This window comes from Sinomonas cellulolyticus (genome assembly GCF_014656475.1).
Taxonomy (GTDB): Bacteria; Actinomycetota; Actinomycetes; order Actinomycetales; family Micrococcaceae; genus Sinomonas; species Sinomonas cellulolyticus.
In genome coordinates this window covers 1-24,809 of sequence record NZ_BNCM01000005.1, presented here as the reverse complement: position 1 = coordinate 24,809, position 24,809 = coordinate 1, and the positions used below count along the sequence as shown (strand labels likewise).

Genomic DNA, 24,809 nt, shown 5'->3' with positions numbered 1-24,809 from the left:
CTGGGGGAGGGTCTGGCCGTCGTCAGCCCCGCATGACCTCGTTGCGGGCCTTCATGTACTCCTCGAGGGAGATTGCCTGGTCGGAGAACTGCCGATCGAGCTCCGCGAGCCTCCGCGCGCGGTAGCCCTGCGCCGCGTCGTCGGGGGCTCCGGGCGTGGCCGACGACGACCCCGCGGCCCTTGTGTCCGGATTGGCTGCCGTCTGGGTCTGCTCCTGGGGAGCTGGCTGGCCGGGGAACCCGGGCGGGAGCGGCTGCTGCCACCACGGGGCCTGCGCATTCGAGGTTCCCTGTGCATCAGGGATCTGGCCTTGGGCGGTCGGGGGCGCCGGTTGGTCCTGCGGCGGCGGGGGGTATTGGCCGGGATACTGCTGGCCGCCGGGGTACTGCTGGCCGCCGGGGTACTGCTGGCCGCCGGGGTACTGCGGGCCGCCGGGATATTGGCCGGGGTACCGCTGGCCGTACTGGTCGCGCCGTCCCTGGTCGTACGGCGGCCGACCGCCGCGCGGCCCCGGTTGCCCCACTCTGCGCAGCACGAACGGGACCACCCACGAGAGGACGAACACCCACCAGATCCAGCTCATGCACCCAGCCTACGCGTCGTGGGCAGGGGAAATGCTGGGTGTCAGCTGGGCTCTCCTGAGCCGAGCGGGGCGCCGGCGCCGAATACCGGCTCGGCCGTGGGCCGCTTGGCCGAGACGCCGTCTCCGCTCGACTTGTGCCGCAGCCGTCGGATCACCCACGGGACGAAGAACTCCCGGGCCCAGACCAGGTCCTCGGCGCGCGCGGCGCGCCAGGTGCGCGTCCGCAGGGGGCTCGGCTGCAGTGGCTCGAGGGTGTGCGGGACGTTGAGTGCATCCAATGCCATGATGGCCACGGTGTGGTGGCCGAGCGGCGAGAAGTGCAGCCGGTCGGTGTCCCACATCTGGGGGTCGGAGAGCTGGCGGAGGCCCCACATGTCAGCTACGACAGCGTCGTGCCGGGCAGCGACCACCCGCAGGTTCTCGTTGTAGATCGCGACCTTCCCGCGGATGGCGGAGAGCACCGGAGTCGAGCCGATGTCGGGGCCGTTGAACAGCAGGACGGTCGCGCCGGCGTCCGTGAGGCGGCCGACGGCGCCGTCGAGCCTGAGCGCGAGGGCATCCGGATCGCTTCCCGGGCGCAGAAGATCGTTCCCGCCCGCGGAGAGTGTGACGAGGTCGGGGCGCAGCTCAAGGGCTGGCTCGAGCTGTTCGTCGAGGATGCGGCCCAGGAGACGTCCCCGGATGGCGAGATTGGCGTAGGCGAAGTCGTCGGTGCCGTGCGCGAGCTCCTCGGCGAGGCGGTCGGCCCAGCCGCGGTGGCGTCCGGGATGAACGGGGTCGGGGTCGCCGATTCCCTCTGTGAAGGAGTCACCGATCGCCACGTAGCGGTGCCACGGGTGGCGGTGGCCCTCGTGGAGGTCGGTTTCCGCGTGGTGTGCCTCTGTTGTGTCGGTCACGCCCTCCATTATGCTCCGCGGTGCATGAGTTCCACTACTCACGGGTAACTTCACACCTTCCCTGCCCTATTTCGCTGTCGATAGTTGAAGCATCAACTATGTGTCACAATGGAGGCATGACTGAAGCCGCCGCCCAGCGAGCAAACTACCCCGCCCACTACCCGCAGCACGTGGCCCTCTGGAGCCGGCCCGAGCAGGAGCGGGCCGGCACGCCCCTCATCGTCCTCTTCCACGGCTATGGCTCCAACGAAGCTGACCTGATGGGGCTCGCGGGCTACTTCCCGGAGAAGTTCACGGTCGCCTCCCTGAGAGCGCCGCAGGTCCTCGCCCCGGGCGCCTACCAGTGGTTCCCGCTCATGGCTGCACAGGACTTCACGATGGATTCCGTCGAGGCCGCGACCGAGTACGTCCTGGCCTGGATCGACTCGGTCCGGGCGCAGCACACATCCGTCACCGTCCTCGGCTTCTCCATGGGCATGGCGATGGCGACCTCTCTCGTGCGGCGCCGTCCCCAGGACTTCGCGGCGCTCGTGGGCCTCTCCGGATTCGCCGTCGACCCCGCCGCGGCCAACTCCGGATCCGACTACGCCTACTTCCGGGACGCGGAGCTCGACGGAACCCTCCCCATGTTCTGGGGCCGCGACCAGGCCGACCCGGTCATCACCCCCGACAAGGTCGAGTACACGATGGGCTGGGTCCGCGGCCACGTGGACCTCACGAAGGTCACCTACCCCGGGATCGGGCACAGCATCAGCGGTCCCGAGATCGCCCACGTCAAGGAATTCCTCGAGATGTCAGTCCTCAAGGGCTGACGCATCATCCGCGGGGGGCGAGGCGCACCCGCTGGCCGTTCACCTCGACGACGTCGCCCACCGTGAGCTGGCGGCCGCGCCGTTCCTCGATGTCCCCGTTGACCTTGACGAGGCCGTTGCGGATCAGCTCGGCCGCCTCGACCCCGTCTTCGACGAGCGAGGCGAGCTTGAGGATCTGGCCGAGGCGGATGGTGCCCTCGCGGATCTCGACCGTTTCCTCATGCGCATTCATGCTGCCACTCTACGGTCGGTAGTCTTAGAAGCGCATACGCGACGGACCGCACCCAGCGGCCTGACCCTACGGAGGACTCCCCTTGGCACCGAAGACCGCACTGGACTCGATCGTCTCCCTGGCCAAGCGCCGCGGATTCGTCTACCAGGCGGGTGAGATCTACGGAGGCTCCCGCTCTGCCTGGGACTACGGCCCCCTGGGCGTCGAGCTCAAGGAGAACATCAAGGAACAGTGGTGGCAGACCTTCGTCCGCGGCCGCGAGGACATGGTGGGCCTCGACTCCTCAGTCATCCTGCCCAAGCAGGTCTGGGAGGCTTCCGGGCACGTCGCCACCTTCACCGATCCCCTCGTGGAGTGCCTGCAGTGCCACAAGCGCCACCGCCAGGACCACCTCATCGAGGCCTACGCCGCGAAGAAGGGCCGCCAGCCGGAGAACGGCATGGAGGACATCACCTGCCCGGACTGCGGGACCACGGGCAAGTGGACCGAGCCGCAGATGTTCTCGGGACTCATGAAGACCTTCCTCGGCCCCGTGGACAACGCTGAGGGGCTGCACTACATGCGGCCCGAGACGGCCCAGGGCATCTTCGTGAACTTCAACAACGTCGTCACCACGAGCCGGAAGAAGCCGCCGTTCGGCATCGGCCAGATCGGCAAGGCGTTCCGCAACGAGATCACCCCGGGAAACTTCATCTTCCGCACCCGAGAGTTCGAGCAGATGGAGATCGAGTTCTTCACCGCCCCCGGCGAGGCCGATGCGTGGTTCAAGCACTGGGTCGACGCCTGCTGGAACTGGTTCATCGATCTCGGCATCGACCCCGGGAACATGCGCAAGTTCGATGTCCCCGAGGACGAGCGGGCGCACTACTCCGCCGGGACCATCGACATCGAGTACAAGTTCGGCTTCCAGGGCAACCCGTGGGGTGAGCTCATGGGCATCGCCAACCGGACCGACTTCGACCTCAGCAGCCACTCGAAGGCCTCCGGGCACGAGCTCGCCTACTTCAACCAGGCCACGAACGAGCGGTATATCCCGTACGTGATCGAGCCCTCCTTCGGCCTGACCCGTTCGATGATGGCGTTCCTCGTGGACGCGTACACCGAGGACGAGGCCCCGAACACGAAGGGCGGCGTGGACAAGCGCACCGTCCTGAAGCTCGATCCGCGCCTCGCGCCCGTCAAGGCCGCGGTGCTGCCCCTGAGCCGCAACGAGGACCTCTCGCCGAAGGCGCGGGACCTCGGCGCCGAGCTGCGCAAGCACTGGAACATCGAGTTCGACGACGCCGGGGCCATCGGCCGGCGCTACCGCCGCCAGGACGAGATCGGTACCCCGTTCTGCATCACCGTGGACTTCGACACGCTCGAGGACCACGCGGTGACCATCCGCGAGCGCGACACGATGTCCCAGGAGCGCGTGGCCCTCGACAAGGTCTCCGCCTACCTGTTCGAGCGGCTCGGCAAGTAGCGGCGTGGGCGGGCGCGAGGGAGAGCACCGTGGCTGAGCTGACCTACCGTCCCTGGCGCGAGGGGGACGACCGTCTCCTCCTCCAGCTGTGGGGAGACGCCGAGGGCGCTGCGGCGGCACAGTTCCGCGCCGCGCTCGGGCCGGACGCCGGCGCCGATGCCGGGCAGGCGCACGACGGCGCGGCCTCGCCCGGGGCCGGAGCGTCACCCGGCGATGCGGCGTCGGGGTGGAGCAGGTGCGTCGTCGCCGAGGACCAGGGCATCCCGGTCGCCGCGGGCGTGGTCTACGAGGCGACGGTCCATCCGCAGCGGCTGTGGGCGTATGTCGAGGTCGCACGGGACCACCGCCGGGCCGGCGTGGGCACCGAGCTCCTCCGCAGGCTCCGCGAGGCTGCCGCGTCCGCGCCCGGCATGGCCGGGAGAGCCAGGCTGCGGTCCAAGGTCGCTGACGGGACGCCCGGCGCAGCGTTCGCGAGGGCCCGCGGCTTCACCGTCCGGCAGCGCTCGCGCGAAGTGCTCGTACGGCCGGGCGCACTCAAGCTGCCCGTGTTCGGAGATGGGACGGACGCCGGCGACTCCTCGCCTCTGGTCGAGGACCTGGCGACCGGCTCGGTCGAGCTGAGCGACGCCGTCGCACGCTACTACACCGAGGTGCACGCCTGGGATCCGCCCGCGCCCATCAGTGTGGGGCGAGCCCAGCAGCTGTTCCTCTCCGACGCGGCAGGTGCCCATGGCGCCGTCGTGCTCCGCGCCCCGGCGACGAGCGCGTTCGGCGCGGGCGTTTCCCCCGCGAAGAAGGGGAGGCTGCGCGCCTTCGCGGTCAGCTACGCCGGCCCGGCCACTGCCGCGGCGGACGCGCCGAGCGAGGTGCTGCTCGGCCACGAAACCCGGCTCCCGCCCGAGGATGCGGCCGACGCGGTGCGGGGACTCCTGGCCCTCATCGCGTACCAGCATCCCGTCCGCCTCGAGGTCGAGGACTCGATGACTGCGCTCCGTGCCGCCGTCGAGCCGCTCCTGGCGGCCGGGCTTGCGGACCAAATGGGGCCGGACCAGCTGACCGTCGGGGACTAGGCACCCCTCGCGTCACATCTTGTCGCGGTCCGGGCGCAGCCCGTTCGCGGCGTCGCGCGCGTCCCAGATGTCACGCTCCGCCTCGGTCGGGGCTCCGCCGCCCAGCTTGGCCGGGACCCACCACGCCCCGGCGGGATGCCCGAGCGGGAAATCGAGGGCCGCGACGTCGACGGCCTCCTGCATCGCGGCCTGGAGCAGGCGGGCGGCGTCGTCGAGGTCCGTGGCGGCCGAGAGGTCCACCGGGGCCCCGAAGTGGATCCGTACCGGCGCTTCCCACAGGTCGGCGAGGGAGCCGTTGCCTCGCTTGGTCGTGACGCCGTGGCCGCGCGTCGTGATGCGGTGGCCACCCCACACGCCGACCGGGACGAGCGGCACCCCGGTCTGGTAGGCCATGCGGACGGCGCCGGTATGGCATCGGCGCACCGTGAAGCTCCGGCTCACTCCTGCCTCGGGGAACAGTGCGATGCTCCAGCCGCCGTCGAGCGCAGTGAGCGAGGCGTTCAGGCTCGCGTGATTCGGCCTGCCCACCACGGCGAGGCCGCCGCACGCCGTGATCGCAGCGCCGAGGAGACGGCTGCGGTACGGCCGGGGACCCACGAGGAAGCGCAGCCTGTCGTGCCGGCGAGCCCACCAGAGGAGGGCAACGGGCACGAAGTCGAGGTATCCGAAGTGGGTGATGGCCAGCACCACCTGGCCCGGCGGTACCGCCTCGAGCCCGCTCGGGATGACTTCGACCCGGAACAGGCGCTGGAGCCAGCCGAACGCGCGCCGCGCAGTGTCGTAGAGCCAAGGGCTCCCCGGGCGCGGCGACGTCGACATGGTGCCCACAGTACCTGCGGCCAGGTGTGGCAGGGCTCAGCCGCTGAAGGGTTGGTTGTCCACATAGCGCGTCGGGCGGGTGCCGTGCCGCCCGCGTCCTCCGTAGCGTCGGGATCGGACAGCACCGGCACGAGAACGGGGAACGGAATGGGCAAGGCACAACGGAATCGACTCGCAGGACTCCGTGCACGGGGAGACGAGGGGTCAGGGGAGAGCGAGGCTTCGTCTCCTGCCGGCCCCGCGGCGGACGCCGCTGCCGAGGCTCCGGACCCTCACCTGCCGGGGTTCACTGTGCGCCAGGCAGACAGCCTCCGAGGCTACGTCGCGGCTGCGGTGCAGGGTCTGGGGTTCCGCGCGCGCGACCGGGGCACGCACGTCGTGGTGAGGGGCGGGCCCTTCACGGGGGCAGGCGCGCAGATCGGCTTCGCGACCATCGCCCGAGAGGCGCTCCGGATCCCCGAGGCGGCCTGGGAGCCGATGACCGAGGCGATCGTAGGGCAGCTGCTCGGCGCCGCGATGCAGGGCGCCGGACGTCCGGGCAGCCTCGGCTATGCCGGACCGGCACTGCGTGAGCGGCTCTTCCCACGCTTCATCGCACCGGACCGCATGCCCGCGGACCAGCTCGCAGAGGACTACACCTATGCCCGGGATGTGGGCGGACTGCCGCTGATCATGGCAATCCGCCGCGAGGAGACGTCCATCTACCTCTCGGACACACACCTTGCCAAGGCCGGCGGCCTCGAGTCTGCCTGGTCGGCCGCGGAATCCAACCTATTCGAGGGAGGAATCGGCACGGGGGGAGAGGCGTTCGTGAGGAACGGCCACGCCATCCTTCTGCTCGAGTCCGAACATCCGCGCCAAGCATCGTGGCTCGCCTATCCGGAGCGGCTCATGGAGCGACTCGAGATCGAGCCGGGCCCCCTGGGAATGTTCTTCTCTGTGCCAGCCCTGCGGATGATCACCCTCAGCATGAGCGAGGAGACGATGAGCGTGGCGGGAATCAGGTCGATGCTCGAGATCACCTCGATCCTGGCCAAGGACGAGGTAGCGCCCCTGAGCCCCCACGTGTACTGGTGGCGTCCGGGCGAACCGGTACAGGCGGCAACCTCATATCAGGACGGCAAGGTGGCCCTGACCCTCCCGCGGAGCGTCATGGAGGCCGTCGCGGGGCCGGAGAGCGCGGCGCAGGAGGTTGCGTGAAGGCGTGTTCCCGGAGTGGGCAGAGCCCCGATTTGCGCTCCTTTGACACAATGGACGGGTGACTGCTGTGCCTACCACCGTCCCTGCCGGACAGACCCCGGCGCACGCCGAGGCACCTGTCCGGCTCGAACTGCCTCCGCTGAAGCTGGGTCGCCTCACCATCGACACGCCGGTGGTGCTCGCCCCCATGGCGGGCATCACCAACACGGCCTTCCGACGGCTGTGCCGTGAGTTCGGGGGTGGCCTGTACGTGGCCGAGATGGTGACCACCCGTGCCCTCGTCGAGCGCCACCCCGGTTCGCTTCGGATCATCAAGCACGATGACGACGAGGCGGTGCGTTCTGTCCAGCTCTACGGGGTCGACCCTGTCACGGTGGGCCAGGCGGTGCGGATGCTCGTCGAGGAGGATCTGGCTGACCACATCGACCTTAACTTCGGGTGCCCGGTTCCCAAGGTCACCAAGCGCGGCGGCGGCTCCGCCCTGCCGTGGAAGACGGACCTCTTCACCCAGATCGTCCAGACGGCCGTCCGCGAGGCGGACCGCGGCGCGGTTCCCTTGACCATCAAGATGCGCAAGGGGATCGACGAGGACCACCTCACGTATCTCGAGGCCGGCCGAATTGCCCGGGATGCCGGCGTCGCCGCCGTCGCACTCCACGGGCGCACCGCGGCGCAGTTCTACTCGGGCACCGCCGACTGGAGCGCGATTGCCCGCCTCCGCGAGGCGCTCCCGGACATCCCGGTCCTCGGCAATGGCGACATCTGGAGTGCCGAGGACGCCGTCCGGATGGTGCGCGAGACAGGCGTGGACGGCGTCGTCGTCGGCCGCGGCTGCCAGGGGCGTCCGTGGCTCTTCGGCGACCTTCAGGCCGCATTCGAGGGCCGCCCGGACCGCATCCGTCCAGATCTGAAGGAAGTCGGCGAGGCCTTCTACCGCCACGCGCAGCTGCTCGTCGAGTACTTCGAGGAAGAGCCCAAGGCCCTCCGGGACATCCGCAAGCATGTGGCGTGGTACTTCAAGGGGTACGCCGTGGGGGGAGAACTGCGCGCAAGCCTGGCGCAGGTGGACACGCTCGACCAGCTGCGCGGGCTCCTCGACACGCTGGATCCGGACGCGCCATACCCCGGGGCTGGCGCCGAGGGTCCGCGGGGACGGGCCGGGTCGCCCAAACGGCCGGCGCTGCCTCACCGCTGGCTCGAGAGCCGCACGATGGACCGCACGCAGGCCGAGGATATCGCCGGCGCCGAGCTGGATGTGTCAGGTGGCTGAGGCGGTCGCCGAGGGCACGCGCGGGTACACACCCGAGGACTCGAGCCGATGGGTCGAAGAACCGGCGAAGAAGTCCTACAGGAGCGACTTCGAACGCGACCGGGCGCGCGTGCTGCACTCGTCCGCGCTGCGGCGGCTGGGAGCCAAGACCCAAGTGGTCGCGCCGGACACCGACGACTTCGTGCGCACGCGCCTGACCCATTCGCTCGAAGTGGCCCAGGTGGGCCGGGAACTCGGCCGTGTCCTGGGCTGCGACCCGGACCTCGTCGATGCCGCCTGCCTGAGCCACGACCTCGGCCACCCGCCCTTCGGGCACAACGGCGAGAGCGCCCTCAACGACATCACGCACGCCATCGGCGGCTTCGAGGGCAACGCCCAGACGCTCCGGCTGCTGACCCGTCTCGAGCCGAAGGTCCTCGACGCCGAGGGGCGCCCCGCAGGCCTCAACCTCACGCGGGCGAGCCTGGACGCGGCCTGCAAGTACCCTTGGACCGCCGTCGACGCGCCACTCATCCACGGGCACCGCACCAGCAAGTTCGGAGCCTACGAGGACGACCTCGCCATCTTCTCCTGGATCCGCCAAGGCGCACCTGCCGGCCGGTCCTGCATCGAGGCCCAGGTCATGGACCTCTCCGACGACATCGCCTATTCCGTCCACGACGTGGAGGACGCGATCGTCGCGGGCAAGTTCCAGCTGCGCTGGATGGAGAACCCCGACCACCGCGCGCGAGTCGTGGGCTACACCCAGCAGTGGTACCTCCCGCACAGCGATCCCGCGGAGATCGACGCCGCCTTGGCCCGCCTCGAGGCGACCCCGGTCTGGGTGCGCGAGGCCGACGGGTCCCGCCCGGCGATGGCGGCGCTGAAGAACATGACGAGCCAGCTCATCGGCCGGTTCTGCGACAGCGCGCTCGCCCTCACCCGCGCTGCCTACGGCTCTGCGCCATTGACACGCTACGCGGGAGAGGTGATGGTGCCCGAGGAGACCGTCATGGAGATCGCCGTGATGAAGGGCCTCGCCACGACGTTCGTCATGACCACCGACCATCGGCAGCCCATCTATGAGCGCCAGCGCGAGGTGCTCCACGCCCTGGTCACCGCGCTCAGCGCGTCCGGAGACCGGCACCTCGAACCGATGTTCGCCGCCGACTGGCGGGCCGCGGAGGACGACGCCGGCCGGCTCCGTGTGGTGGTGGACCAGGTCGCCTCGCTCACCGACGCCTCGGCCCTCGCATGGTACGAGCGGCTTGTGGGCAGCCTGCCCAGCCTCTGGTGAACCCGATGCCGCCCCAGGCTCCGGCCGGACTATGGTGATGACGTGGCCGGCCTGATCAAACCTGAGGACATCGCGGAAGTCCGCGCCCGCACGGACATCCGGGAGGTCGTCGAGGGCTACGTGACCCTCAAGAGCGCGGGGATCGGCTCCTGGAAGGGACTGTGCCCGTTCCACGACGAGCGCTCGCCCTCGTTCCACGTCCGCCCGCAGGTCGGCACGTACCACTGTTTCGGCTGCGGGGAGAGCGGCGACGTCATCAGCTTCGTCATGAAGATGGACCACACGGCGTTCGCCGAGACGGTCGAGAAGCTCGCAGCGCGTATCGGCTACGAGCTCCGCTACGAGGACGGCGCGGGGCCTCGGCGCGAAGAAGTCGGACGGCGCCAACGACTCCTCGATGCCCACAAGATCGCCGCCGAGTACTTCCAGTCCCAGCTCCTCACCCCTGCTGCCGCGGCGGCCCGGCAGTTCCTCTTCGACCGCGGCTTCGAGCGCAGCGTCGCGGAGCAGTTCGGCGTCGGATTCGCCCCCCCGGGCTGGGATTCCCTTCTCAAGCACCTGCGGGGCAAGTCGTTCCGCGACGAGGAGCTCAAGCTCACCGGCATGTTCTCCGAGGGGAACCGAGGCCTCTATGACCGCTTCCGGGGCCGGCTCATCTGGCCGATCCGGGACATCACGGGGGACGTGATCGGCTTCGGGGCGCGCCGCCTCTTCGAGGACGACCAGGGACCCAAGTACCTCAACACGCCCGAGACGGCGCTCTACAAGAAGTCCCAAGTCCTCTACGGGATCGACATGGCCAAGCGCAACATCGCCAAGAAGCGGCAGCTGGTCGTGGTCGAGGGCTACACCGACGTGATGGCCTGCCACCTCGCCGGCGTGGATACCGCCGTCGCCTCGTGCGGCACGGCGTTCGGTGCCGAGCACATCAAGATCGCCCGGCGCCTCCTCTCCGACGACGGTACCGGGGGAGAGGTCGTGTTCACCTTCGACGGCGACGCCGCGGGCCAGAAGGCTGCCCTGAGGGCCTTCGAGGAGGACCAGCGCTTCGTCGCCCAGACCTACGTCGCCGTGGAGCCCAACGGCATGGACCCGTGCGAACTGCGCCAGCACCGTGGCGACGAGGCCGTGCGCTCGCTCATCGGAACGAGGCGGCCGCTCTTCGAATTCGCCATCCAGGCCACGCTGCGCAAGCACAACCTCGAGTCGATCGAGGGGCGCGTCGCCGCGCTGCGCGAGGCGGCGCCGGTGGTGGCCCAGATCCGGGACCACGCCATCCGGCCTGCCTACACCCGCGAGCTCGCGAAGTGGCTCGGCGTCCCGCTCGAGGACGTCTCACGTGCGGTCGCCTCGGCGGGAAGGAGGCCGGCGCCGTCGTCCGGCCCGGAGAGGGCGTCCCACCCGCAGGCTCCGCAGCGGCAGGGAGCGGCCGCGCGCGACGGCGGCGCTCCACCCCCCGCGGCTGTTGCACCCCCTGCGTGGCATCCGGATCCGCGGGACCCGGTGGCCGTCATGGAGCGTCAGGCGCTCGAGGTGGCCCTGCAGCAGCCGCAGATGCTGGTGGGCGCGGCATGGGCCGAGTTCGCCTCGGCGCGCTTCGCAGCACCTGCGCACGCGGCGCTCCATGCAGCACTCGTCGCCGCGGGTCGGCCGGCGGAGGAGGAGAGCGTCGCCGCCTGGATCGAGCGCATCCGGCACGAGCTTGCCGAGCCACTCCGGCCGATGCTGGCCGAGCTCGCCGTGACCCCCCTGCCGGCGACCACGGAGGAGTCCCTCGAGAGGTACTGCCGGGACATCCTCGCGGGCCTTGCCGAGCTGCAGATCACGGCGCAGAAGGCGGAGATGATGGGCCAGCTGCAGCGCCTCGATCCCTCGGACGCGCCCGAGGAGTTCCAGCGTCTCAACCGCGGCCTCATGGAGCTCGAACTGCGCCGGCGCGCCCTCCGCTCAGGTGAATGAGGCGATTTCTCCTCAAGCCCGGGCCCTGCTAGGGTAGAACCCGCTGCAATCCCCCGTAGCTCAATTGGCAGAGCATTCGACTGTTAATCGAAGGGTTACTGGTTCGAGTCCAGTCGGGGGAGCCACTGCAGCCGGTCCCCCGTAGCTCAATTGGCAGAGCATTCGACTGTTAATCGAAGGGTTACTGGTTCGAGTCCAGTCGGGGGAGCTCGTCATATCATGAACCTATGCCCGAGGCATCGGCCGCATCTGAAGGCCTCCCCGCCGGGTGGACGCGCTACGAGGGTCCGCTCCTGACCATCTGGCGTGCCCGCTACGAAGAGGTGTACGGGGAGGGTTCGGCGAACACCTTCAACGACGGCATGCTGGTCCGCGATCACCGGCGGCCGATCGCCCAGTGGGTGAACTTCTCCCTCCGCTCCGCCCTGCTTGTGGCGCCAGAGACCCCTGGCGGCTGGCCGGTGCAGCGCTTCGCCATCTACTACGCGCCGCCACGCCACGGCTTCCAGTCGGTCCGCACCGAGCGACACGAGTGGCTGCCCCGGGGACCCCGTGGATCAACGACGGACGCGGATGCCTTCACGGCAGCGGTCGGCGCCGCCGAGGAATTCCTCCAGGTCGAAGCCACCTTCGGCGCGCTCGACACGGGGCGCCACACGACGTCCTGACGGGTTCCCCGCCACGTCCTGTCGAAGGCACTCCATGGCCTCCGGCAGGTTGCCGCCGCCGCCCGCCGCCGCCGCCCGCCGCACCGTCCACTGGCAACCCGCCGCGACAGGCCTGCGCGGCACCGGGCCCCCCGGCGGGGCTGGGTGGTAGTTTGGTCACGGATTGCGCCTGGCGCGTTCCGGACCGACAGGAAAGGACACGACGACATGAGTGGACGCCACAGCATGCCGACGGAGCGCCGGCCCAAGCTGGCCGCTCTGCCGGACCTCGTAGGCCAGGCCGCCCGGCTCGCGCCGCGGCAGCTGAACGACGAGCTCGCACTGGCCAAGATCGAACTCAAGAACCGGGGGGTCAAGGCCGGCATCGGTGCCGGCCTGTTCGCTGTCGCCCTCGTCTTCCTCGGCCTCTTGGTGATCGCTCTCGTGGTCGCTGCGATCCTCGGCCTCGCGACCGTCATGCCCGGGTGGCTTGCTGCGCTGATCGTCGGTGCGGCCTTCCTCGTGATCCTCGCCATTGCTGCCCTGGTCGGCCTGAGCTGGGTCAAGAAGGCGATGCCCCTCATCCCGGCCGACGCCATCCGCGGCGTCCGGTACGACATCGGGGTGATCACCCAGGGCCGGGACTTCGATCCGCGCCTCCTCGACCCGTCCACCATCCAGTACAAGCGCGCTCAGGCGACCAAGGAAGCAGAGAAGGCGAGGGCGCGGCTCGAGAAGGAAGCCCAGGACCGGGCCCACGGCAAGGTCTCGCTCCCGCCGCCGAGCGAGGCGGAACTCCGCGAGCGCCTTGACAAGCGCCGTGAGCATCTCCTCGACGTCCGCGAGGACCTCGTCGCAGAGATGGACGTCAAGCGGCAGGCGGGCTACCTGGCCGACGACGTCAAGGCCAGCCTCACCAGCACGAAGGGCCGCCTCCCGTTCGGCAGGACCAGCGGCACCGGCACGGCCTCGGGCGCCGTCGTTCCGGCGGGTGAGGTCGTTCCGGCCGGCACAGTTGTGCCGGCCCGCCCCGCGGCATCCGGGGGCACCGTCGTGTCCGGAAGCATCGTCTCGACCGGCAGCACTGGCGCGACGCGGAGCAGCGGCGTCGACCCGACGGAACTGCTCAAGGAGCGCTGGGCCCCGCTGGCAGTCTTCTCAGTCTCGGCTACGGCATTCGTCGTGTTCCTGCGCAAACTGGTCAAGAGCTGAGCTTCCCGGAGCCCAAGCGTGCATAGGGGAGCGGCGGCCGTCGGGGGACAGGCGGCGCGTCCGCGCCGCAGCGCAGGGCCGTGCCGACCATGAGGTTCTTCAACGCGGGTGCGAGGGCGGGACAGGAATACGCCGAGACGAGTGCCGTGGTCACCCTGCCGAACGCGATCACCGTCCTGAGGTTCCTCGGCGTCCCCCTGTTCATGTGGCTCGTGCTGGCACAGCGTGAGTACGGCTGGGGCGTGGTGGTCCTGGTGGTGCTCGGCGGTACCGACTGGGTGGACGGCTACGTGGCGCGGCGCCTCGGCCAGGTCTCCGCGCTCGGGAAAGTCCTCGACCCCGCAGCCGACAGGCTCGCGCTTCTCGCGGTGGCCCTCACGCTCGTGCTGGCCGGGGTCGTGCAGTGGTGGTACCTCGCGGCGCTCCTCGTCCCGGACCTCGTGCTCGGCACCGCGTCGCTGTTCTACTTCCGGAACCATCCGGACCTGCCGGTTTCAAAGATCGGGAAGGTCCGGACGGCCCTGCTGCTGGTGGGAACACCGCTTCTGGTCGTCTCCAAGCTCGCGATCCCAGCGGCACCGGTCTACGCGGCGATCGCCTGGGCCTTCCTCATACTCGGGCTGATCGGCCACTGGATCGCAGCGGCCAACTACTTCCGCGCCATCGTGGCGAAGGGCAGGCCCGTCCGTGAGAGCAGGCGCGAGGACATCGGCAGGGGAGGCGGCCGCTGATGGTGTGGTTCGCCGTCGTCCTCGCCGTGCTCGGCGCGTTCTTCCTGGCGATCGGGGCGCAGCGCCAGGGCAGCGCCGTCAAGGCGGACATGGGCGGTCTCGCGCTGAGCTCCCGCAGCTTCCTGCGTCTGCTCCGGAATCCCCGCTGGATCCTCGGGCTGACGCTGCTGGCCACGGGCATGCTGTGCAACATGATCGCGCTGGTCTCGGCACCGCTGACGGTGATCCAGCCGATCGGAGCGATCGCCCTCGTGATCACCACCGTGGTGAATTCCAGGGACCAGGGAATCACCATCAACCGCCCCACCGTCGTGGCCATCAGCGCATGCGTCACCGGGTCGGCGCTGTTCGTGCTCCTCGCCGTCAACGCGACCGTCGAGAACCATCACGTCGGGCCGGTCGAGGAGCTCACCATCGTGCTGCTCCTCGCCCTGGCCGTAGGCGTGCTCGGTGGACTCGCCGTCGCCTTCCGGCACCGGCTCAGCGCCTTCGTCTACATCGTGGGCGCCGGCGTCCTCTTCGGCTTCGTCGCCGTCCTGACGCGCATTATCGGCCGAGACCTCCTCACTCCCAACGGACAATTCCTTCTCAATGTGCAGTGGTATTCCGTCGTGGCGATCGTTGCCGCCGGCGGCCTGGGATCGTGGTTCGTGCAGAACGCCTACTCCTCCGGACCGCCCGACCTTGTGATCGCGGGCCTGACAGTGATCGACCCGATCGTCGGGATTGCGATCGGCATCACCATCCTCGGTGAGCTGCGTCCCGACGTGCCCGCCGTGCTCGCCGTTGCCATGGGTGTGGCCGCCATCGTTGCTATCGTGGGGGTCATTGCCCTGTCCCGGCACCACCCGGAGGTCACGAAGCGGAAGAAGGACGCCGCACGCGAGCTCCGCGGCGGATCCGGGCCCGATGAACGTTCCCACACCGGCGGCTGACCAGCGCGGCAGGCCCGCCGGAACCGCGGACCGGAACCGCCGGACCGCCCGACCAGGAGAGCCTCGTGACGACGCCTGAATTCGAGACGGACCTGACCAGCAAACCGCTGACGATTCTGATCGGCGCAGACACCTACCCGCCCCACGTCAACGGCGCCGCCCAGTTCGGCTACCGGCTGGCGAAGGGGATGACGGCCCGTGGACACCACGTGCACGTCGTCGCCAGCCGGTCGGAGAAGGGCAAGAGCTACACCGAGACCCGGCCCGAGGCGATCGTGCACCGGCTCCGCTCGCACTCGGTGCCCACCCACGAGTACTTCCGGATCGTCTTCCCGTGGGAGGTCAAGAAGGAGATCGCGCTGCTGTTCGACCACGTCCAGCCGGACGTGGTCCACATCCAGAGCCACTACATGATCGGTGAGCACGTCCTGTACGAGGCAGTGAAGCGTGGCATCCGTGTGGTGGCCACAAACCACTTCATGCCGGAGAACCTCAACCCCTTCCTCCCGTTCCCGCAGTGGTTCCTGAACATCGTCGGGCGGCAGTCGTGGAAGGACATGGGCAAGGTGATGGGCCAGGCCGACGTGGTCACCACACCCACTCCGCTCGCGGCCAAGGCCATGCGTGACCACGCGTTCCTCACCGAGGTCCTGCCCCTCTCCAACGGGATCGACGTGGCCGCCTACGAGCCGCGGCCCGACGAGGTCGTGGCCAAGAATCCGTACCCCACGGTGCTCTTCGCCGGCCGCCTCGCCGAGGAGAAGCACGTCGACGTGCTCATCCAGGCCATCTCGAAGACCCCGCGGGACCTCGACGTCCACCTCGAGATCGTGGGCGGCGGGGAGGTCCGGCCGGCCCTCGAGCAGCTCGTCGACCGCCTCGGCCTCCGCGACCGCGTTGCGTTCCTCGGCCTCGCGTCCGACGACGAGCTCCGCCAGGCCTATCTGCGCGCCGACCTCTTCTGCATGCCCGGGACCGCCGAGCTCCAGTCCCTCGTGACGCTCGAGGCCATGAGCGCGTCGACCCCCGTAGTGCTCGCCGACGCCATGGCGCTCCCGCACCTCGTCGTCGACGGCGAGAACGGCTACCTGTTCCGCCCCAACGACAGCGACGACCTCGCGGCCAAGATCACCGCGGTCCTGGGCAAGCCCGAGGCGGAGATCGCCCGCATGGGGGCCGAAAGCCACCGCATGGTGCAGAAGCACGGGATCAAGGCGACCCTCGATACTTTCGAGGCCCTCTACCGCGGGGCAGACCACTAGGCCCTCCCAGTACGATGGGAGACGTCCCGCCTCCGGCGGGGCTTCGGGGCGTTAGCTCAGCCGGTTAGAGCAGGGGACTCATAATCCCTTGGTCGTGGGTTCAAGTCCCACACGCCCTACCGTGAGGCCCGGAACCGTCGGTTCCGGGCCTCACGCGTCTCCCGCCGGGCGCCCATCAGCAAGCCTCGGCGCCCGTGAGGATCCTCCACGAGGGTCCTTATGCTTTCGGCGCGCCCGTGATCCTCACGCGTTCGGTGTGCCGCGCGGCAGGTTCGGATTCCCACGGGCGCCGGAGCACGAAGCGCACATCCACCGCGCGGCCCGCGCTCCCCGTGGCCCGCAGTTCGAAGGCCTGGTGGGCCTCCGCGCCCGGGACCGGGCTCGAAGGCACCCGCGGCACAGAACGCACGACGGCGATCGCGTCCGGCAGGTCCGAGCATTCCCACCGGTAGCCGGTGCCACCCGCCAAGGGCAGGGTGACGGTGAACTCCTGCCCGACGGGGACCTCCCTCGACCCCTCCGTGTCCATGGTCCCGAGCATCTCACGGGCGGCGGGAGTTGTGTCCTCGGGCACCGAGGGCTTATGTTACTCATCAGTAACTACTGGTCGGTAGCACAAGCCCTTGGAGACACCATGCCGCAGTCCCGTCACGACGCCGCCTCCCTCCCCTACGCCGACGGCGACTTCTACGCCTTCGAAGCCCTCCTGTCCGAGAAGGAGCGGGACCGCCTCCACGAGGTGCGCGAGTGGCTGGGCCGCGAGGTGACTCCCATCGCCGTCGACCACTGGAACCGCGCCGAATTCCCGCACCACCTCATCCCAAAGCTTGCGGAGCTCGACGTCATGAGCCCGGTGCGCCGGCAGGGGCACAGCAATCTCCTGGCCGGCCTCCTCCACGCCGAGTTCACCCGCGCCGACGCCTCGATCGCGACGTTCATGGGAGTCCACGACGGCCTGTTCACGGGTTCGATCGAGCTTCTTGCCTCCGAGGACCAGAAGGCCGCATGGCTGCCCAGCGCCTACTCCCTGGACGAGATCGGCGCGTTCGGCCTCACCGAGCCCCTCGGCGGATCCGATGTGGCCGGTGGTACGCGGACGACGGCGCGGCGCGAGGGTGACTCCTGGGTCCTCAACGGCGCCAAGCGCTGGATCGGCAACGCGACATTCTCCGACTGGGTGGTCGTCTTTGCCCGGGACGAGGCGGACAACCAGGTCAAGGGCTTCCTCGTCGACACGTCCCTCCCCGGATACGCGGCCTCGAAGATCGAGAACAAGATCGCCCTGCGCACCGTCCAGAACGCGGACATCACGCTGACGGACGTCCGGGTTCCCCACGAGTTCAAGCTCGCGCATGCCAACAGCTTCAGGGACACGAACAAGGTCCTCAAGGTCACGAGGCTCGCCGTCGCCTGGCAGGCTGTGGGCGCCCAGCTTGCCGCCTTCGACATCGCCCGCAGCTATGCGGTCGAGCGCGAGCAGTTCGGGCGCCCGATCGCGTCCTTCCAGCTCGTCCAGGACCAGCTCGTGACCATGCTCGGCAATGCCGTGAGCTCGATGGGCATGATGGTCCGCCTCGCCCAGCTCGAGGACGCGGGGGAGGCGCGTGACGAGCAGTCCGCCCTGGCGAAGGCAGTCACGACGGCCCGCATGCGCGAGACGGTCGCGATCGGCCGGAGCCTGCTCGGCGGCAACGGGATTGTGAGCGACTACGGCATGGCCAAGGTCTTCTCCGACGCGGAGGCCATCTACTCCTACGAGGGCACCCACGAGATCAACACGCTCGTCACGGGCCGTGCAATCACGGGGATCTCCGCCATCGTGTGACCTCACGGCCTTCGCGCCCACCTCACCCTCCGTTCCACGGCAGGAGGACCGAGGGGCGGCGGTCCTCGATGAACGCAATCGGGTCACGGTAGTCGTCGCTGCCCGCGCCGCCTTCCCGCACGCCCCAGTGCAGGCACGTGGAAGGCGCACAGTGTCCCGCTTCTGACACCGTGACCGTGCCGAGCCCGGCCCCGCGGTCCACGCGGGTGCCCACGGGCACCGAGCCCGACACGGGCTCGAAGCTGCTCCGGCGCCCCTCGCCGTGGTCCACCGTGACCACCGGCCTGTCCACGACCCACCCGCTGAACACGACGGTCCCGGCCGCGGGGGAGCGGACTTCTGCGCCGTTCGGCGCAGCCAGATCCACTCCTCGGTGCCCGGACAGCCAGGGCCGGCTCGGCGGGTCGAACGGGCGCACGACGGCGGGCCGAGGCTCGAGCGGCCAGACCCACCCGCGCGGCGCGGGCTGGACAGCCTCGCGCGCGAGCACGCCAAGCGGCGGAAGCGCCTGTGCCCCGGCCCGCTGAGGGGACAGTGCGACGAGGGAAGCGGACGCCATGAGGATGGCGGCCGCCAGGGCCGCGGACCCCCGCGCCGACTCTCTCCCGCGGGCTGCGGCAGCGCGGAGTGGTGCCTTCGGTGCTCTCGTCATGGCACCACTGTTTCCCTGTGGCGAGCACCTCTGGAAGGGCGTCGGAGCGCTATGTGGACAGCCGGCGTCGTGCGCCGAGGCCGCCCGGCGGCGCTCCCGCGCTGTAGTACACTGGGAACCGCGGCTTTTCGAGCCTCTTTTGCCGTGCCAGATTCTGCAGATCCGCGGATTCCGGCGCGCTGGAGCGGGGAGGGAAGCCGACTCCGCGCATCCAGCGTCCTGCGGGACACTGCCCGCCCGTCGGTCCGCATCAGCGGTCGGGAGGGGAGGGGATGCCAGGGACGCACGGCCATCCGGCCGGACGTCGTCAACCGTCAACTATGGCAGGGGCAAGGGCCGCGCACGCGCGCCCTCGTAACTTGAGACCTGCCGGAAGGAGCGTCGGCATGCCCGTCGTTACCATGCGCCAGCTGCTCGACAGCGGTGTCCACTTCGGCCACCAGACCCGCCGTTGGAACCCGAAGATGAAGCGCTTCATCCTCACCGAGCGCAACGGCATCTACATCATCGACCTCCAGCAGTCGCTGTCCTACATCGACCGCGCCTTCGAGTTCGTCAAGGCCACGGTCGCCCACGGCGGCACCGTGCTCTTCGTCGGCACGAAGAAGCAGGCCCAGGAGGCCATCGCCGAGCAGGCCACCCGCGTTGGCCAGCCCTACGTCAACCAGCGCTGGCTGGGCGGCATGCTCACCAACTTCTCCACCGTCGCCAAGCGCATCCAGCGCCTGAAGGAGCTCGAGGAGATCGACTTCGAGGACGTGGCCGGCTCGGGCCGCACCAAGAAGGAGCTCCTCATCCTCCAGCGCGAGAAGGACAAGCTCGAGAAGACCCTCGGCGGCATCCGCAACCTCTCCCGCACTCCGTCCGCCCTGTGGGTCGTGGACACCAAGAAGGAGCACCTCGCGGTCGACGAGGCGAAGAAGCTCGGCATCCCGGTCGTGGCGATCCTCGACACGAACTGCGATCCCGACGAGGTCGACTTCCCGATCCCGGGCAACGACGACGCCATCCGCTCCGTGAACCTCCTCACGCGCGTCGTGGCCGACGCCGTGGCCGAGGGCCTCATCGCCCGCCAGAACCGTGGCTCGGGCTCCGAGGGCACCGCGGCCGAGCCGCTCGCCGAGTGGGAGCGCGAGCTCCTCGAGGGCCAGAACGCCGAGGCTCCGGCCGAGGCGCCCGCAGAGGCCCCGGCCTCCGAGGCTCCCGCCGCTGAGGCGACCGCAGAGGCCCCCGCTGCCGAGGCTCCCGCCGCAGAGGCCCCGGCCTCCGAGGCTCAGGCCGAGGACACGAAGTAAGACCCGGTCCCAGACCGCTTGAGGATGGCGTCCCTGCACCGGCACGGGACGCCATCCTTGTGAACGAGTACTGCAGAACTACGACGTAAGGGGTTCCTATGGCGAACTACACTGCCGCTGACATCAAGGCCCTTCGGGAGCGCACGGGCGCCGGCATGATGGACGTCAAGAAGGCTCTCGACGAGGCCAACGGCGACGCCGAGAAGGCCATCGAGATCATCCGCATCAAGGGCCTCAAGGGTGCCACGAAGCGCGAGGGCCGCTCGACCGCCGAGGGCCTCGTGGCCGCCAAGGTCGTCGACGGCGCCGGCGTCATGGTCGAGGTCAACTGCGAGACCGACTTCGTGGCGAAGTCGGCCAAGTTCATCGAGCTCGCCGACAAGGTGCTCGCCACGGCTGTCTCCTCCGGTGCCTCGGACCTGGAGGCGCTCCTGGCTGCCGATGTCGACGGCAAGCCGCTGAGCGAGTTCGTCGTCGAGGAGGGCGCTGTCCTGGGCGAGAAGGTCGTCGTCCGCCGGCTCGCCCGCATCGAGGGCAAGACCGTCGACGCCTACCTGCACAAGACGTCCAAGGACCTCCCGGCGCAGGTCGGCGTGCTCTTCGCTGTCGACGGCGAGGGTGAGACGGCCCAGACCGCGGCCCACGACGTCGCCGTGCACGTGGCCGCGATGGCTCCGAACTACCTCCGCCGCGAGGACGTCCCGGCCGACCTCGTCGAGTCCGAGCGCCGCATCGCCGAGGAGACCGCGAAGGCCGAGGGCAAGCCCGAGGCTGCCATGACGAAGATCGTCGAAGGCCGCGTGACCGGCTTCTACAAGGGCGAGGTGCTCCTCGACCAGGCGTTCGCCAAGGACGCCAAGAAGTCCGTCGGGCAGGTCCTGACCGAGGCTGGAGTGAACGCCACGGCGTTCGCCCGCTTCCGCGTCGGCGCCTAGTACCGCGCCAACCGCCCAGGGGCGGCCACTCAGTTCACTGCGTGGCCGCCCCTTCGCTGTGTCCTGCGCGCCCTTGCGCGCAGCCGCTGCCGGTACGCTAGACGCAGACTCCCACCAGAACGCATGACCCGAGGGGACACCTCCATGGAATCCGTACAGACCGCCGAACCCACTGCCCCCTCCACCCTCCCGGAGCCCGTTCCCTCGGCCGACGGCGCCCCGCACCAACGGCGCAGGGTGCTCCTGAAGCTCTCGGGCGAGGTCTTCGGCGGCGGCAAGCTCGGGGTCGATCCGGCGACGGTGCGCGGGATCGCGGACCAGATCGCCGCGGCGGTGGGAGAGGTCGAGATAGCGGTCGTGGTCGGCGGCGGCAACTTCTTCCGCGGGGCCGAGCTCTCCCTCTCCGGCATGGACCGCTCCCGGGCTGACTACATGGGGATGCTCGGAACGGTCATGAACAGCCTCGCCCTGCAGGACTTCCTCGAGCAGGCCGGCGTCGAGACGCGGGTCCAGTCCGCGATCTCGATGGCGCAGGTCGCCGAGACGTACATCCCGCGCAGGGCCATCAGGCACATGGAGAAGGACCGCGTCGTGATCTTCGGCGCCGGCGCAGGCCTTCCGTACTTCTCGACCGACACCGTCGCGGCTCAGCGCGCGCTCGAGGTGCGCGCCGACGTCGTGCTCATGGCCAAGAGCGGCGTGGACGGCGTCTACACCGCGGACCCGAAGAAGGATCCGACCGCTGCCAAGCTCGAGCACCTGACCTATGACGAGGCGCTCCGCCGGGACATCCGGGTCATGGACCAGACCGCCATGACCATGTGCAAGGACAACCGCCTCGAGATGGTCGTGTTCGGGATGGAGGGCGAAGGCAACGTCACCAAGGCCATCCGCGGGGAGCACCTCGGCACGCGCGTCACCGTCTGAGGATCGCCCGTGCGGCTAGGATGTTCCTAGCCCAGATGCAACGAAGTCCACAAGGAGTGCGACGTGATCGAAGAGACCCTGTTCGAAGCCACCGACAAGATGGAGAAGGCCGTCGAGGTGGCCAAGGAGGACTTCGCATCGATCCGGACCGGGCGCGCCAACCCGGCTCTCTACGCCAAGGTGATGGTGGACTACTACGGAACACCGACCCCCCTCCAGCAGCTTGCGTCGTTCCAGGTCTCGGACGCCCGCACGATCCTCATCACGCCCTATGACAAGAGCGCGCTGCGCGAGGTCGAGAAGGCCCTGAGCGACTCCGAGGTCGGCGCGAACCCGTCGAACGACGGCAACGTCATCCGGGTCGTCCTGCCCGAGCTGACGCAGGAGCGCCGCAAGGAGTACGTCAAGATCGTCAAGGGCAAGGGCGAGGACGCGAAGGTCTCGATCCGCAGCATCCGCCGCAAGGCCAAGGAGTCCCTCGACAAGCTGGTCAAGGACGGGGAAGTCGGTGAGGACGAGGGCGCTCGCGGCGAGAAGGAACTCGATTCCCTCACGAAGAAGCACACCGACGCCGTGGACGACCTCGTCAAGCGCAAGGAAGCCGAGCTGCTCGAAGTCTGATGACCACGCCCCAGCCCGAGGTGCCGGCGGCGGCATCGGACACTCGCCGGGCGCGGAAGTCCTCGCCCTCGCGGGCAGGACGGAACCTACCGGCAGCAATCGGCGTGGGCCTGTCGCTGCTGGTGCTCCTGCTCGCGGGTCTCTTCCTGTGGCCGGTGGGGTTCGCGCTGATCGCGGTCGCGGCGGCGGTGCTCGGCGTCTGGGAGGTGTACCGGGCGCTCGACTCGCACGGGACGCGGGTGCCGATCGTCCCGGTCCTCGCCGCGGCCGTGGCCATTCCAGCGACGGCCTACTTCGGGGGCCAGGAGGCCCAGCTGTTCGCCCTTGTGGCCAGCTGCGCGGCGGTCCTGATCTGGCAGAGCCTCGAGCACCACGAGGGTGCGGCGAGGAGTGCCTTCGCCGGCGTGTTCCTCGTCCTGTGGATCCCGTTCCTCATCGGCTACGCGGTTCTGCCGCTGCACAGTGCAACGCCTCCGCCCGGGTTGGGCCTCTGGCCGGACGGCTCCCTGCCCAGACCCATGCTCGAGCTCGTGCTGACGCTGCTGCTCGTCGTCGCCAACGACACCTTCGGCTACATCGTGGGCGCGAGCCTCGGCCGCCACCCGATGGCACCGAAGATCAGCCCCAAGAAGTCCTGGGAGGGCTTCGCCGGCTCGGTCGCGGGAGCCATGGTCGTGGGCATCCTCGGCACTGTCTTCATGCTCGGGCGCCCCTGGTGGGTGGGCGTGGTGCTCGCCGTCATCATGGTGGGTGCGGCAACCACGGGGGACCTCGCCGAGTCCATGGTCAAGCGCGAGCTCGGGATCAAGGACATGAGCAGCATCCTCCCCGGCCATGGGGGCATGATGGACAGGCTCGACTCGATCCTGTTCGCGACCCCCGCGGCCTACCTCGTCTTCAGCCTCCTGCCGGCCTCCTAGCCGCCGGGAAACATACCGACAGACCATCACATGACTGAGAGGACTCGCACACGTGGCGCACAGTGAGGACAGCGCGGCGGCAGGATTCGACCGGGTGGGACGGGGGGACCTCGGCTACAGCCCCAAACAGGTGGAGAAGTTCCTCGGCGCTGCACGGGCCTATCTGGAGGATTACTCCGCGCCAGTGGTGACCAGCCACGAGGTGCGCACGGTCGCGTTCGACGCGGTCCGCGGCGGCTACGACGCGAACGAGGTCGACGCCGCCCTCGACCGCCTCGAGGACGCGTTCGCGCGACGCGAGCGAGACGATCTGATCCAGCGCTCAGGCGAGGACGCGTGGCTGCGGCAGATCGGCCAGCTCGCCGGGGTCCTCCGTGGGCGTCTCGTGCGTCCCGACGGCGAGCGGTTCCGCCGCCCGACGAGCCAGAAGGCGCCGAGCTACCACACGCAGGACGTCGACGACCTCTGCGTGCGCCTCCTGGACTACCTCGAGCAGGGCTCGCCGATGAGTGCCGACGAGGTCCGCGTGGCCGTCTTCCGCACGGTGACAGGCCCGGAGGGGTACGAAGAGACCCAGGTCGACGCGTTCCTCGACCGCGTGGTCGAGCTCATGGCTGCCATCGACTGAGCTCGGCGGCCTCGCCGCGCGGCTCGGGGGAGTGCAGCCGGACGAGGAACCTGTCCGCGCCCCTCGGGATGCTGCGGCTGCTTGCGCGCGAGACGAGCACCATGACCGCGAACGCGAGGGGGACGGTCCACGCGGCCGGCTGCGCGCAGGCCGTCGCGACCACCGAGTCCCGGGCATCACCGCCGAAGGCGCCCGCGGCGATCATCGCGGAGGTGGTCAATGCGCCGCCGCAGGCCAGGGCTCCTGCTGCCATGCCGGCGACCGCGCCCGCCGGGGTGAGCCGGCGCCACCAGATCCCCAAGACGAGCAGGGGGCAGATGGTCGACGCCGTGAACGCGAAGACGAGCCCCACGGTTCCGGCGAGGGCCTGGGGGCTGACCCAGAACGCGGTCGCGAGGGGAACCAGCGAGGCCGTCGCGGCGGCGGCGCGGAAGCCCCGCACACTGCCGCCGAACAGCTCCTGGCTGATGACGCCGGAGACGGACACGAGCAGGCCGGACGTCGTCGAGAGGAATGCGGCCATCGCGCCGGCGAGCACGAGGGCGGAGAGTGCCGTGCCGAGCGGGCCTCCGACCTGAGTTTGGTCACTTTGCGGTCGGTTTCGAGAGGACTGCCTGCTGACCTGCGGTAACGCTGT

The 24,809-nt window shown here is 69.6% G+C and carries 26 protein-coding genes and 3 tRNA genes; 22 read left to right on the top strand and 7 right to left on the bottom strand.

What is annotated here, in order from left to right; translation table 11 throughout:
* Window positions 1-22 precede the first annotated feature (22 nt).
* A complete protein-coding gene (locus tag IE231_RS07580; RefSeq protein WP_189693344.1) occupies window positions 23-583 on the bottom strand; it encodes a hypothetical protein in 561 nt (186 codons plus the stop codon).
* 41 nt (window positions 584-624) lie between these two features.
* Window positions 625-1,488: an SGNH/GDSL hydrolase family protein gene (locus IE231_RS07575; protein ID WP_189693343.1), complete on the bottom strand. Its 864-nt coding sequence runs from the start codon at window positions 1,486-1,488 to the stop codon at window positions 625-627.
* A gap of 107 nt (window positions 1,489-1,595) precedes the next feature.
* On the opposite strand from IE231_RS07575, the gene IE231_RS07570 reads away from it, so the two are divergent.
* On the top strand, window positions 1,596-2,291 hold the full coding sequence (locus IE231_RS07570) for an alpha/beta hydrolase (protein WP_189693342.1): 696 nt from the start codon (window positions 1,596-1,598) through the stop codon (window positions 2,289-2,291).
* Window positions 2,292-2,295: 4 nt separating this feature from the next.
* On the opposite strand, the gene IE231_RS07565 is transcribed toward IE231_RS07570, so the two are convergent.
* The gene (locus IE231_RS07565) at window positions 2,296-2,523 is read right to left on the bottom strand and encodes an RNA-binding S4 domain-containing protein (RefSeq protein ID WP_189693341.1); all 228 of its coding nucleotides are present in this window, start codon (window positions 2,521-2,523) and stop codon (window positions 2,296-2,298) included.
* 82 nt (window positions 2,524-2,605) lie between these two features.
* On the opposite strand from IE231_RS07565, the gene IE231_RS07560 reads away from it, so the two are divergent.
* Together IE231_RS07560 and IE231_RS07555 are read left to right on the top strand one after the other, a co-directional pair.
* Complete coding sequence (locus IE231_RS07560) at window positions 2,606-3,988, top strand: glycine--tRNA ligase (protein ID WP_189693340.1); 1,383 nt, start codon at window positions 2,606-2,608, stop codon at window positions 3,986-3,988.
* Between the two features lie 29 nt (window positions 3,989-4,017).
* On the top strand, window positions 4,018-5,058 hold the full coding sequence (locus tag IE231_RS07555) for a GNAT family N-acetyltransferase (RefSeq protein WP_189693339.1): 1,041 nt from the start codon (window positions 4,018-4,020) through the stop codon (window positions 5,056-5,058).
* 12 nt (window positions 5,059-5,070) lie between these two features.
* Here the strand turns inward: IE231_RS07555 and IE231_RS07550 are convergent, their stop codons facing one another.
* On the bottom strand, window positions 5,071-5,877 hold the full coding sequence (locus IE231_RS07550) for a lysophospholipid acyltransferase family protein (protein ID WP_189693338.1): 807 nt from the start codon (window positions 5,875-5,877) through the stop codon (window positions 5,071-5,073).
* 291 nt (window positions 5,878-6,168) lie between these two features.
* Here IE231_RS07550 and IE231_RS07545 point away from each other — a divergent pair, with 291 nt between their 5' ends.
* The 12 genes from IE231_RS07545 to IE231_RS07490 all read left to right on the top strand — a co-directional run bounded on the left by IE231_RS07545 (window position 6,169) and on the right by IE231_RS07490 (window position 16,488).
* Window positions 6,169-7,077, top strand: coding sequence for a hypothetical protein (locus IE231_RS07545; RefSeq protein ID WP_189693337.1), 909 nt, complete (start codon window positions 6,169-6,171; stop codon window positions 7,075-7,077).
* 67 nt (window positions 7,078-7,144) lie between these two features.
* Window positions 7,145-8,347 (top strand): tRNA dihydrouridine synthase DusB, encoded by a 1,203-nt coding sequence (gene dusB, locus IE231_RS07540; RefSeq protein WP_189693580.1) that lies wholly within the window; start codon window positions 7,145-7,147, stop codon window positions 8,345-8,347.
* A complete protein-coding gene (locus IE231_RS07535) occupies window positions 8,331-9,623 on the top strand; it encodes a deoxyguanosinetriphosphate triphosphohydrolase (RefSeq protein ID WP_189693336.1) in 1,293 nt (430 codons plus the stop codon). Before dusB ends, IE231_RS07535 begins: the two co-directional genes overlap by 17 nt.
* Before the next feature lie 42 nt (window positions 9,624-9,665).
* A complete protein-coding gene (dnaG, locus tag IE231_RS07530) occupies window positions 9,666-11,582 on the top strand; it encodes a DNA primase (RefSeq protein ID WP_189693335.1) in 1,917 nt (638 codons plus the stop codon).
* A gap of 49 nt (window positions 11,583-11,631) precedes the next feature.
* Window positions 11,632-11,707: transfer RNA gene (locus IE231_RS07525), tRNA-Asn, on the top strand.
* 10 nt (window positions 11,708-11,717) lie between these two features.
* Window positions 11,718-11,790, top strand: a tRNA-Asn gene (locus tag IE231_RS07520).
* A gap of 19 nt (window positions 11,791-11,809) precedes the next feature.
* On the top strand, window positions 11,810-12,250 hold the full coding sequence (locus IE231_RS07515; protein ID WP_189693334.1) for a hypothetical protein: 441 nt from the start codon (window positions 11,810-11,812) through the stop codon (window positions 12,248-12,250).
* Window positions 12,251-12,457: 207 nt separating this feature from the next.
* On the top strand, window positions 12,458-13,441 hold the full coding sequence (locus IE231_RS07510) for a phage holin family protein (RefSeq protein WP_201896871.1): 984 nt from the start codon (window positions 12,458-12,460) through the stop codon (window positions 13,439-13,441).
* A gap of 89 nt (window positions 13,442-13,530) precedes the next feature.
* A complete protein-coding gene (locus tag IE231_RS07505) occupies window positions 13,531-14,172 on the top strand; it encodes a CDP-alcohol phosphatidyltransferase family protein (RefSeq protein ID WP_189693579.1) in 642 nt (213 codons plus the stop codon).
* Complete coding sequence (locus tag IE231_RS07500) at window positions 14,172-15,107, top strand: DMT family transporter (protein WP_189693333.1); 936 nt, start codon at window positions 14,172-14,174, stop codon at window positions 15,105-15,107. Before IE231_RS07505 ends, IE231_RS07500 begins: the two co-directional genes overlap by 1 nt.
* 65 nt (window positions 15,108-15,172) lie before the next feature.
* Window positions 15,173-16,369 carry a glycosyltransferase gene (locus IE231_RS07495; protein WP_229866568.1) on the top strand — a complete coding sequence of 399 codons (1,197 nt, stop codon included), beginning with the start codon at window positions 15,173-15,175 and terminating at the stop codon, window positions 16,367-16,369.
* Between the two features lie 45 nt (window positions 16,370-16,414).
* Window positions 16,415-16,488 (top strand) — tRNA-Ile (locus IE231_RS07490).
* A 98-nt stretch (window positions 16,489-16,586) separates the two neighbouring features.
* Here IE231_RS07490 and IE231_RS07485 read toward each other — a convergent pair.
* Window positions 16,587-16,943 carry a protease inhibitor I42 family protein gene (locus IE231_RS07485; protein WP_189693332.1) on the bottom strand — a complete coding sequence of 119 codons (357 nt, stop codon included), beginning with the start codon at window positions 16,941-16,943 and terminating at the stop codon, window positions 16,587-16,589.
* Between the two features lie 60 nt (window positions 16,944-17,003).
* On the opposite strand from IE231_RS07485, the gene IE231_RS07480 reads away from it, so the two are divergent.
* Window positions 17,004-18,194, top strand: coding sequence for an acyl-CoA dehydrogenase family protein (locus tag IE231_RS07480; protein WP_189693331.1), 1,191 nt, complete (start codon window positions 17,004-17,006; stop codon window positions 18,192-18,194).
* Window positions 18,195-18,216: 22 nt separating this feature from the next.
* On the opposite strand, the gene IE231_RS07475 is transcribed toward IE231_RS07480, so the two are convergent.
* On the bottom strand, window positions 18,217-18,846 hold the full coding sequence (locus tag IE231_RS07475) for a M23 family metallopeptidase (RefSeq protein WP_229866567.1): 630 nt from the start codon (window positions 18,844-18,846) through the stop codon (window positions 18,217-18,219).
* Window positions 18,847-19,232: 386 nt separating this feature from the next.
* On the opposite strand from IE231_RS07475, the gene rpsB reads away from it, so the two are divergent.
* The 6 genes from rpsB to IE231_RS07445 all read left to right on the top strand — a co-directional run bounded on the left by rpsB (window position 19,233) and on the right by IE231_RS07445 (window position 24,172).
* A complete protein-coding gene (rpsB, locus tag IE231_RS07470) occupies window positions 19,233-20,141 on the top strand; it encodes a 30S ribosomal protein S2 (protein WP_189693330.1) in 909 nt (302 codons plus the stop codon).
* Between the two features lie 98 nt (window positions 20,142-20,239).
* The gene (gene tsf / locus IE231_RS07465; RefSeq protein ID WP_189693329.1) at window positions 20,240-21,076 is read left to right on the top strand and encodes a translation elongation factor Ts; all 837 of its coding nucleotides are present in this window, start codon (window positions 20,240-20,242) and stop codon (window positions 21,074-21,076) included.
* A 144-nt stretch (window positions 21,077-21,220) separates the two neighbouring features.
* Window positions 21,221-22,003, top strand: a complete 783-nt coding sequence (gene pyrH, locus IE231_RS07460) for a UMP kinase (RefSeq protein ID WP_229866566.1) — start codon at window positions 21,221-21,223, stop codon at window positions 22,001-22,003.
* Window positions 22,004-22,066: 63 nt separating this feature from the next.
* Complete coding sequence (gene frr / locus IE231_RS07455) at window positions 22,067-22,624, top strand: ribosome recycling factor (RefSeq protein ID WP_189693328.1); 558 nt, start codon at window positions 22,067-22,069, stop codon at window positions 22,622-22,624.
* Complete coding sequence (locus tag IE231_RS07450) at window positions 22,624-23,544, top strand: phosphatidate cytidylyltransferase (RefSeq protein WP_189693327.1); 921 nt, start codon at window positions 22,624-22,626, stop codon at window positions 23,542-23,544. The genes frr and IE231_RS07450 overlap by 1 nt, the downstream gene beginning before the upstream one ends.
* 52 nt (window positions 23,545-23,596) lie before the next feature.
* Entirely contained in the window at window positions 23,597-24,172 is a 576-nt protein-coding gene (locus IE231_RS07445) for a DivIVA domain-containing protein (protein ID WP_189693326.1), read from the top strand.
* Here IE231_RS07445 and IE231_RS07440 read toward each other — a convergent pair.
* Window positions 24,153-24,809, bottom strand: a 657-nt coding sequence (locus IE231_RS07440; protein ID WP_445977849.1) for a sodium:solute symporter family transporter, incomplete at its 5' end; no start/stop codon positions are given. The two genes, IE231_RS07445 and IE231_RS07440, sit on opposite strands and share 20 nt — an antisense overlap.

Coding starts and splice junctions, on each gene's coding strand:
- IE231_RS07580 (WP_189693344.1), bottom strand. CDS start 583: ATGAGCTGGATCTGGTGGGTGTTCGTCCTCTCGTGGGTGGTCCCGTTC.
- IE231_RS07575 (WP_189693343.1), bottom strand. CDS start 1,488: ATGGAGGGCGTGACCGACACAACAGAGGCACACCACGCGGAAACCGAC.
- IE231_RS07570 (WP_189693342.1), top strand. CDS start 1,596: ATGACTGAAGCCGCCGCCCAGCGAGCAAACTACCCCGCCCACTACCCG.
- IE231_RS07565 (WP_189693341.1), bottom strand. CDS start 2,523: ATGAATGCGCATGAGGAAACGGTCGAGATCCGCGAGGGCACCATCCGC.
- IE231_RS07550 (WP_189693338.1), bottom strand. CDS start 5,877: ATGTCGACGTCGCCGCGCCCGGGGAGCCCTTGGCTCTACGACACTGCG.
- IE231_RS07535 (WP_189693336.1), top strand. CDS start 8,331: ATGTGTCAGGTGGCTGAGGCGGTCGCCGAGGGCACGCGCGGGTACACA.
- IE231_RS07515 (WP_189693334.1), top strand. CDS start 11,810: ATGCCCGAGGCATCGGCCGCATCTGAAGGCCTCCCCGCCGGGTGGACG.
- IE231_RS07510 (WP_201896871.1), top strand. CDS start 12,458: ATGAGTGGACGCCACAGCATGCCGACGGAGCGCCGGCCCAAGCTGGCC.
- IE231_RS07505 (WP_189693579.1), top strand. CDS start 13,531: ATGAGGTTCTTCAACGCGGGTGCGAGGGCGGGACAGGAATACGCCGAG.
- IE231_RS07500 (WP_189693333.1), top strand. CDS start 14,172: ATGGTGTGGTTCGCCGTCGTCCTCGCCGTGCTCGGCGCGTTCTTCCTG.
- IE231_RS07480 (WP_189693331.1), top strand. CDS start 17,004: ATGCCGCAGTCCCGTCACGACGCCGCCTCCCTCCCCTACGCCGACGGC.
- IE231_RS07475 (WP_229866567.1), bottom strand. CDS start 18,846: ATGACGAGAGCACCGAAGGCACCACTCCGCGCTGCCGCAGCCCGCGGG.
- rpsB (WP_189693330.1), top strand. CDS start 19,233: ATGCCCGTCGTTACCATGCGCCAGCTGCTCGACAGCGGTGTCCACTTC.
- tsf (WP_189693329.1), top strand. CDS start 20,240: ATGGCGAACTACACTGCCGCTGACATCAAGGCCCTTCGGGAGCGCACG.
- pyrH (WP_229866566.1), top strand. CDS start 21,221: ATGGAATCCGTACAGACCGCCGAACCCACTGCCCCCTCCACCCTCCCG.
- IE231_RS07450 (WP_189693327.1), top strand. CDS start 22,624: ATGACCACGCCCCAGCCCGAGGTGCCGGCGGCGGCATCGGACACTCGC.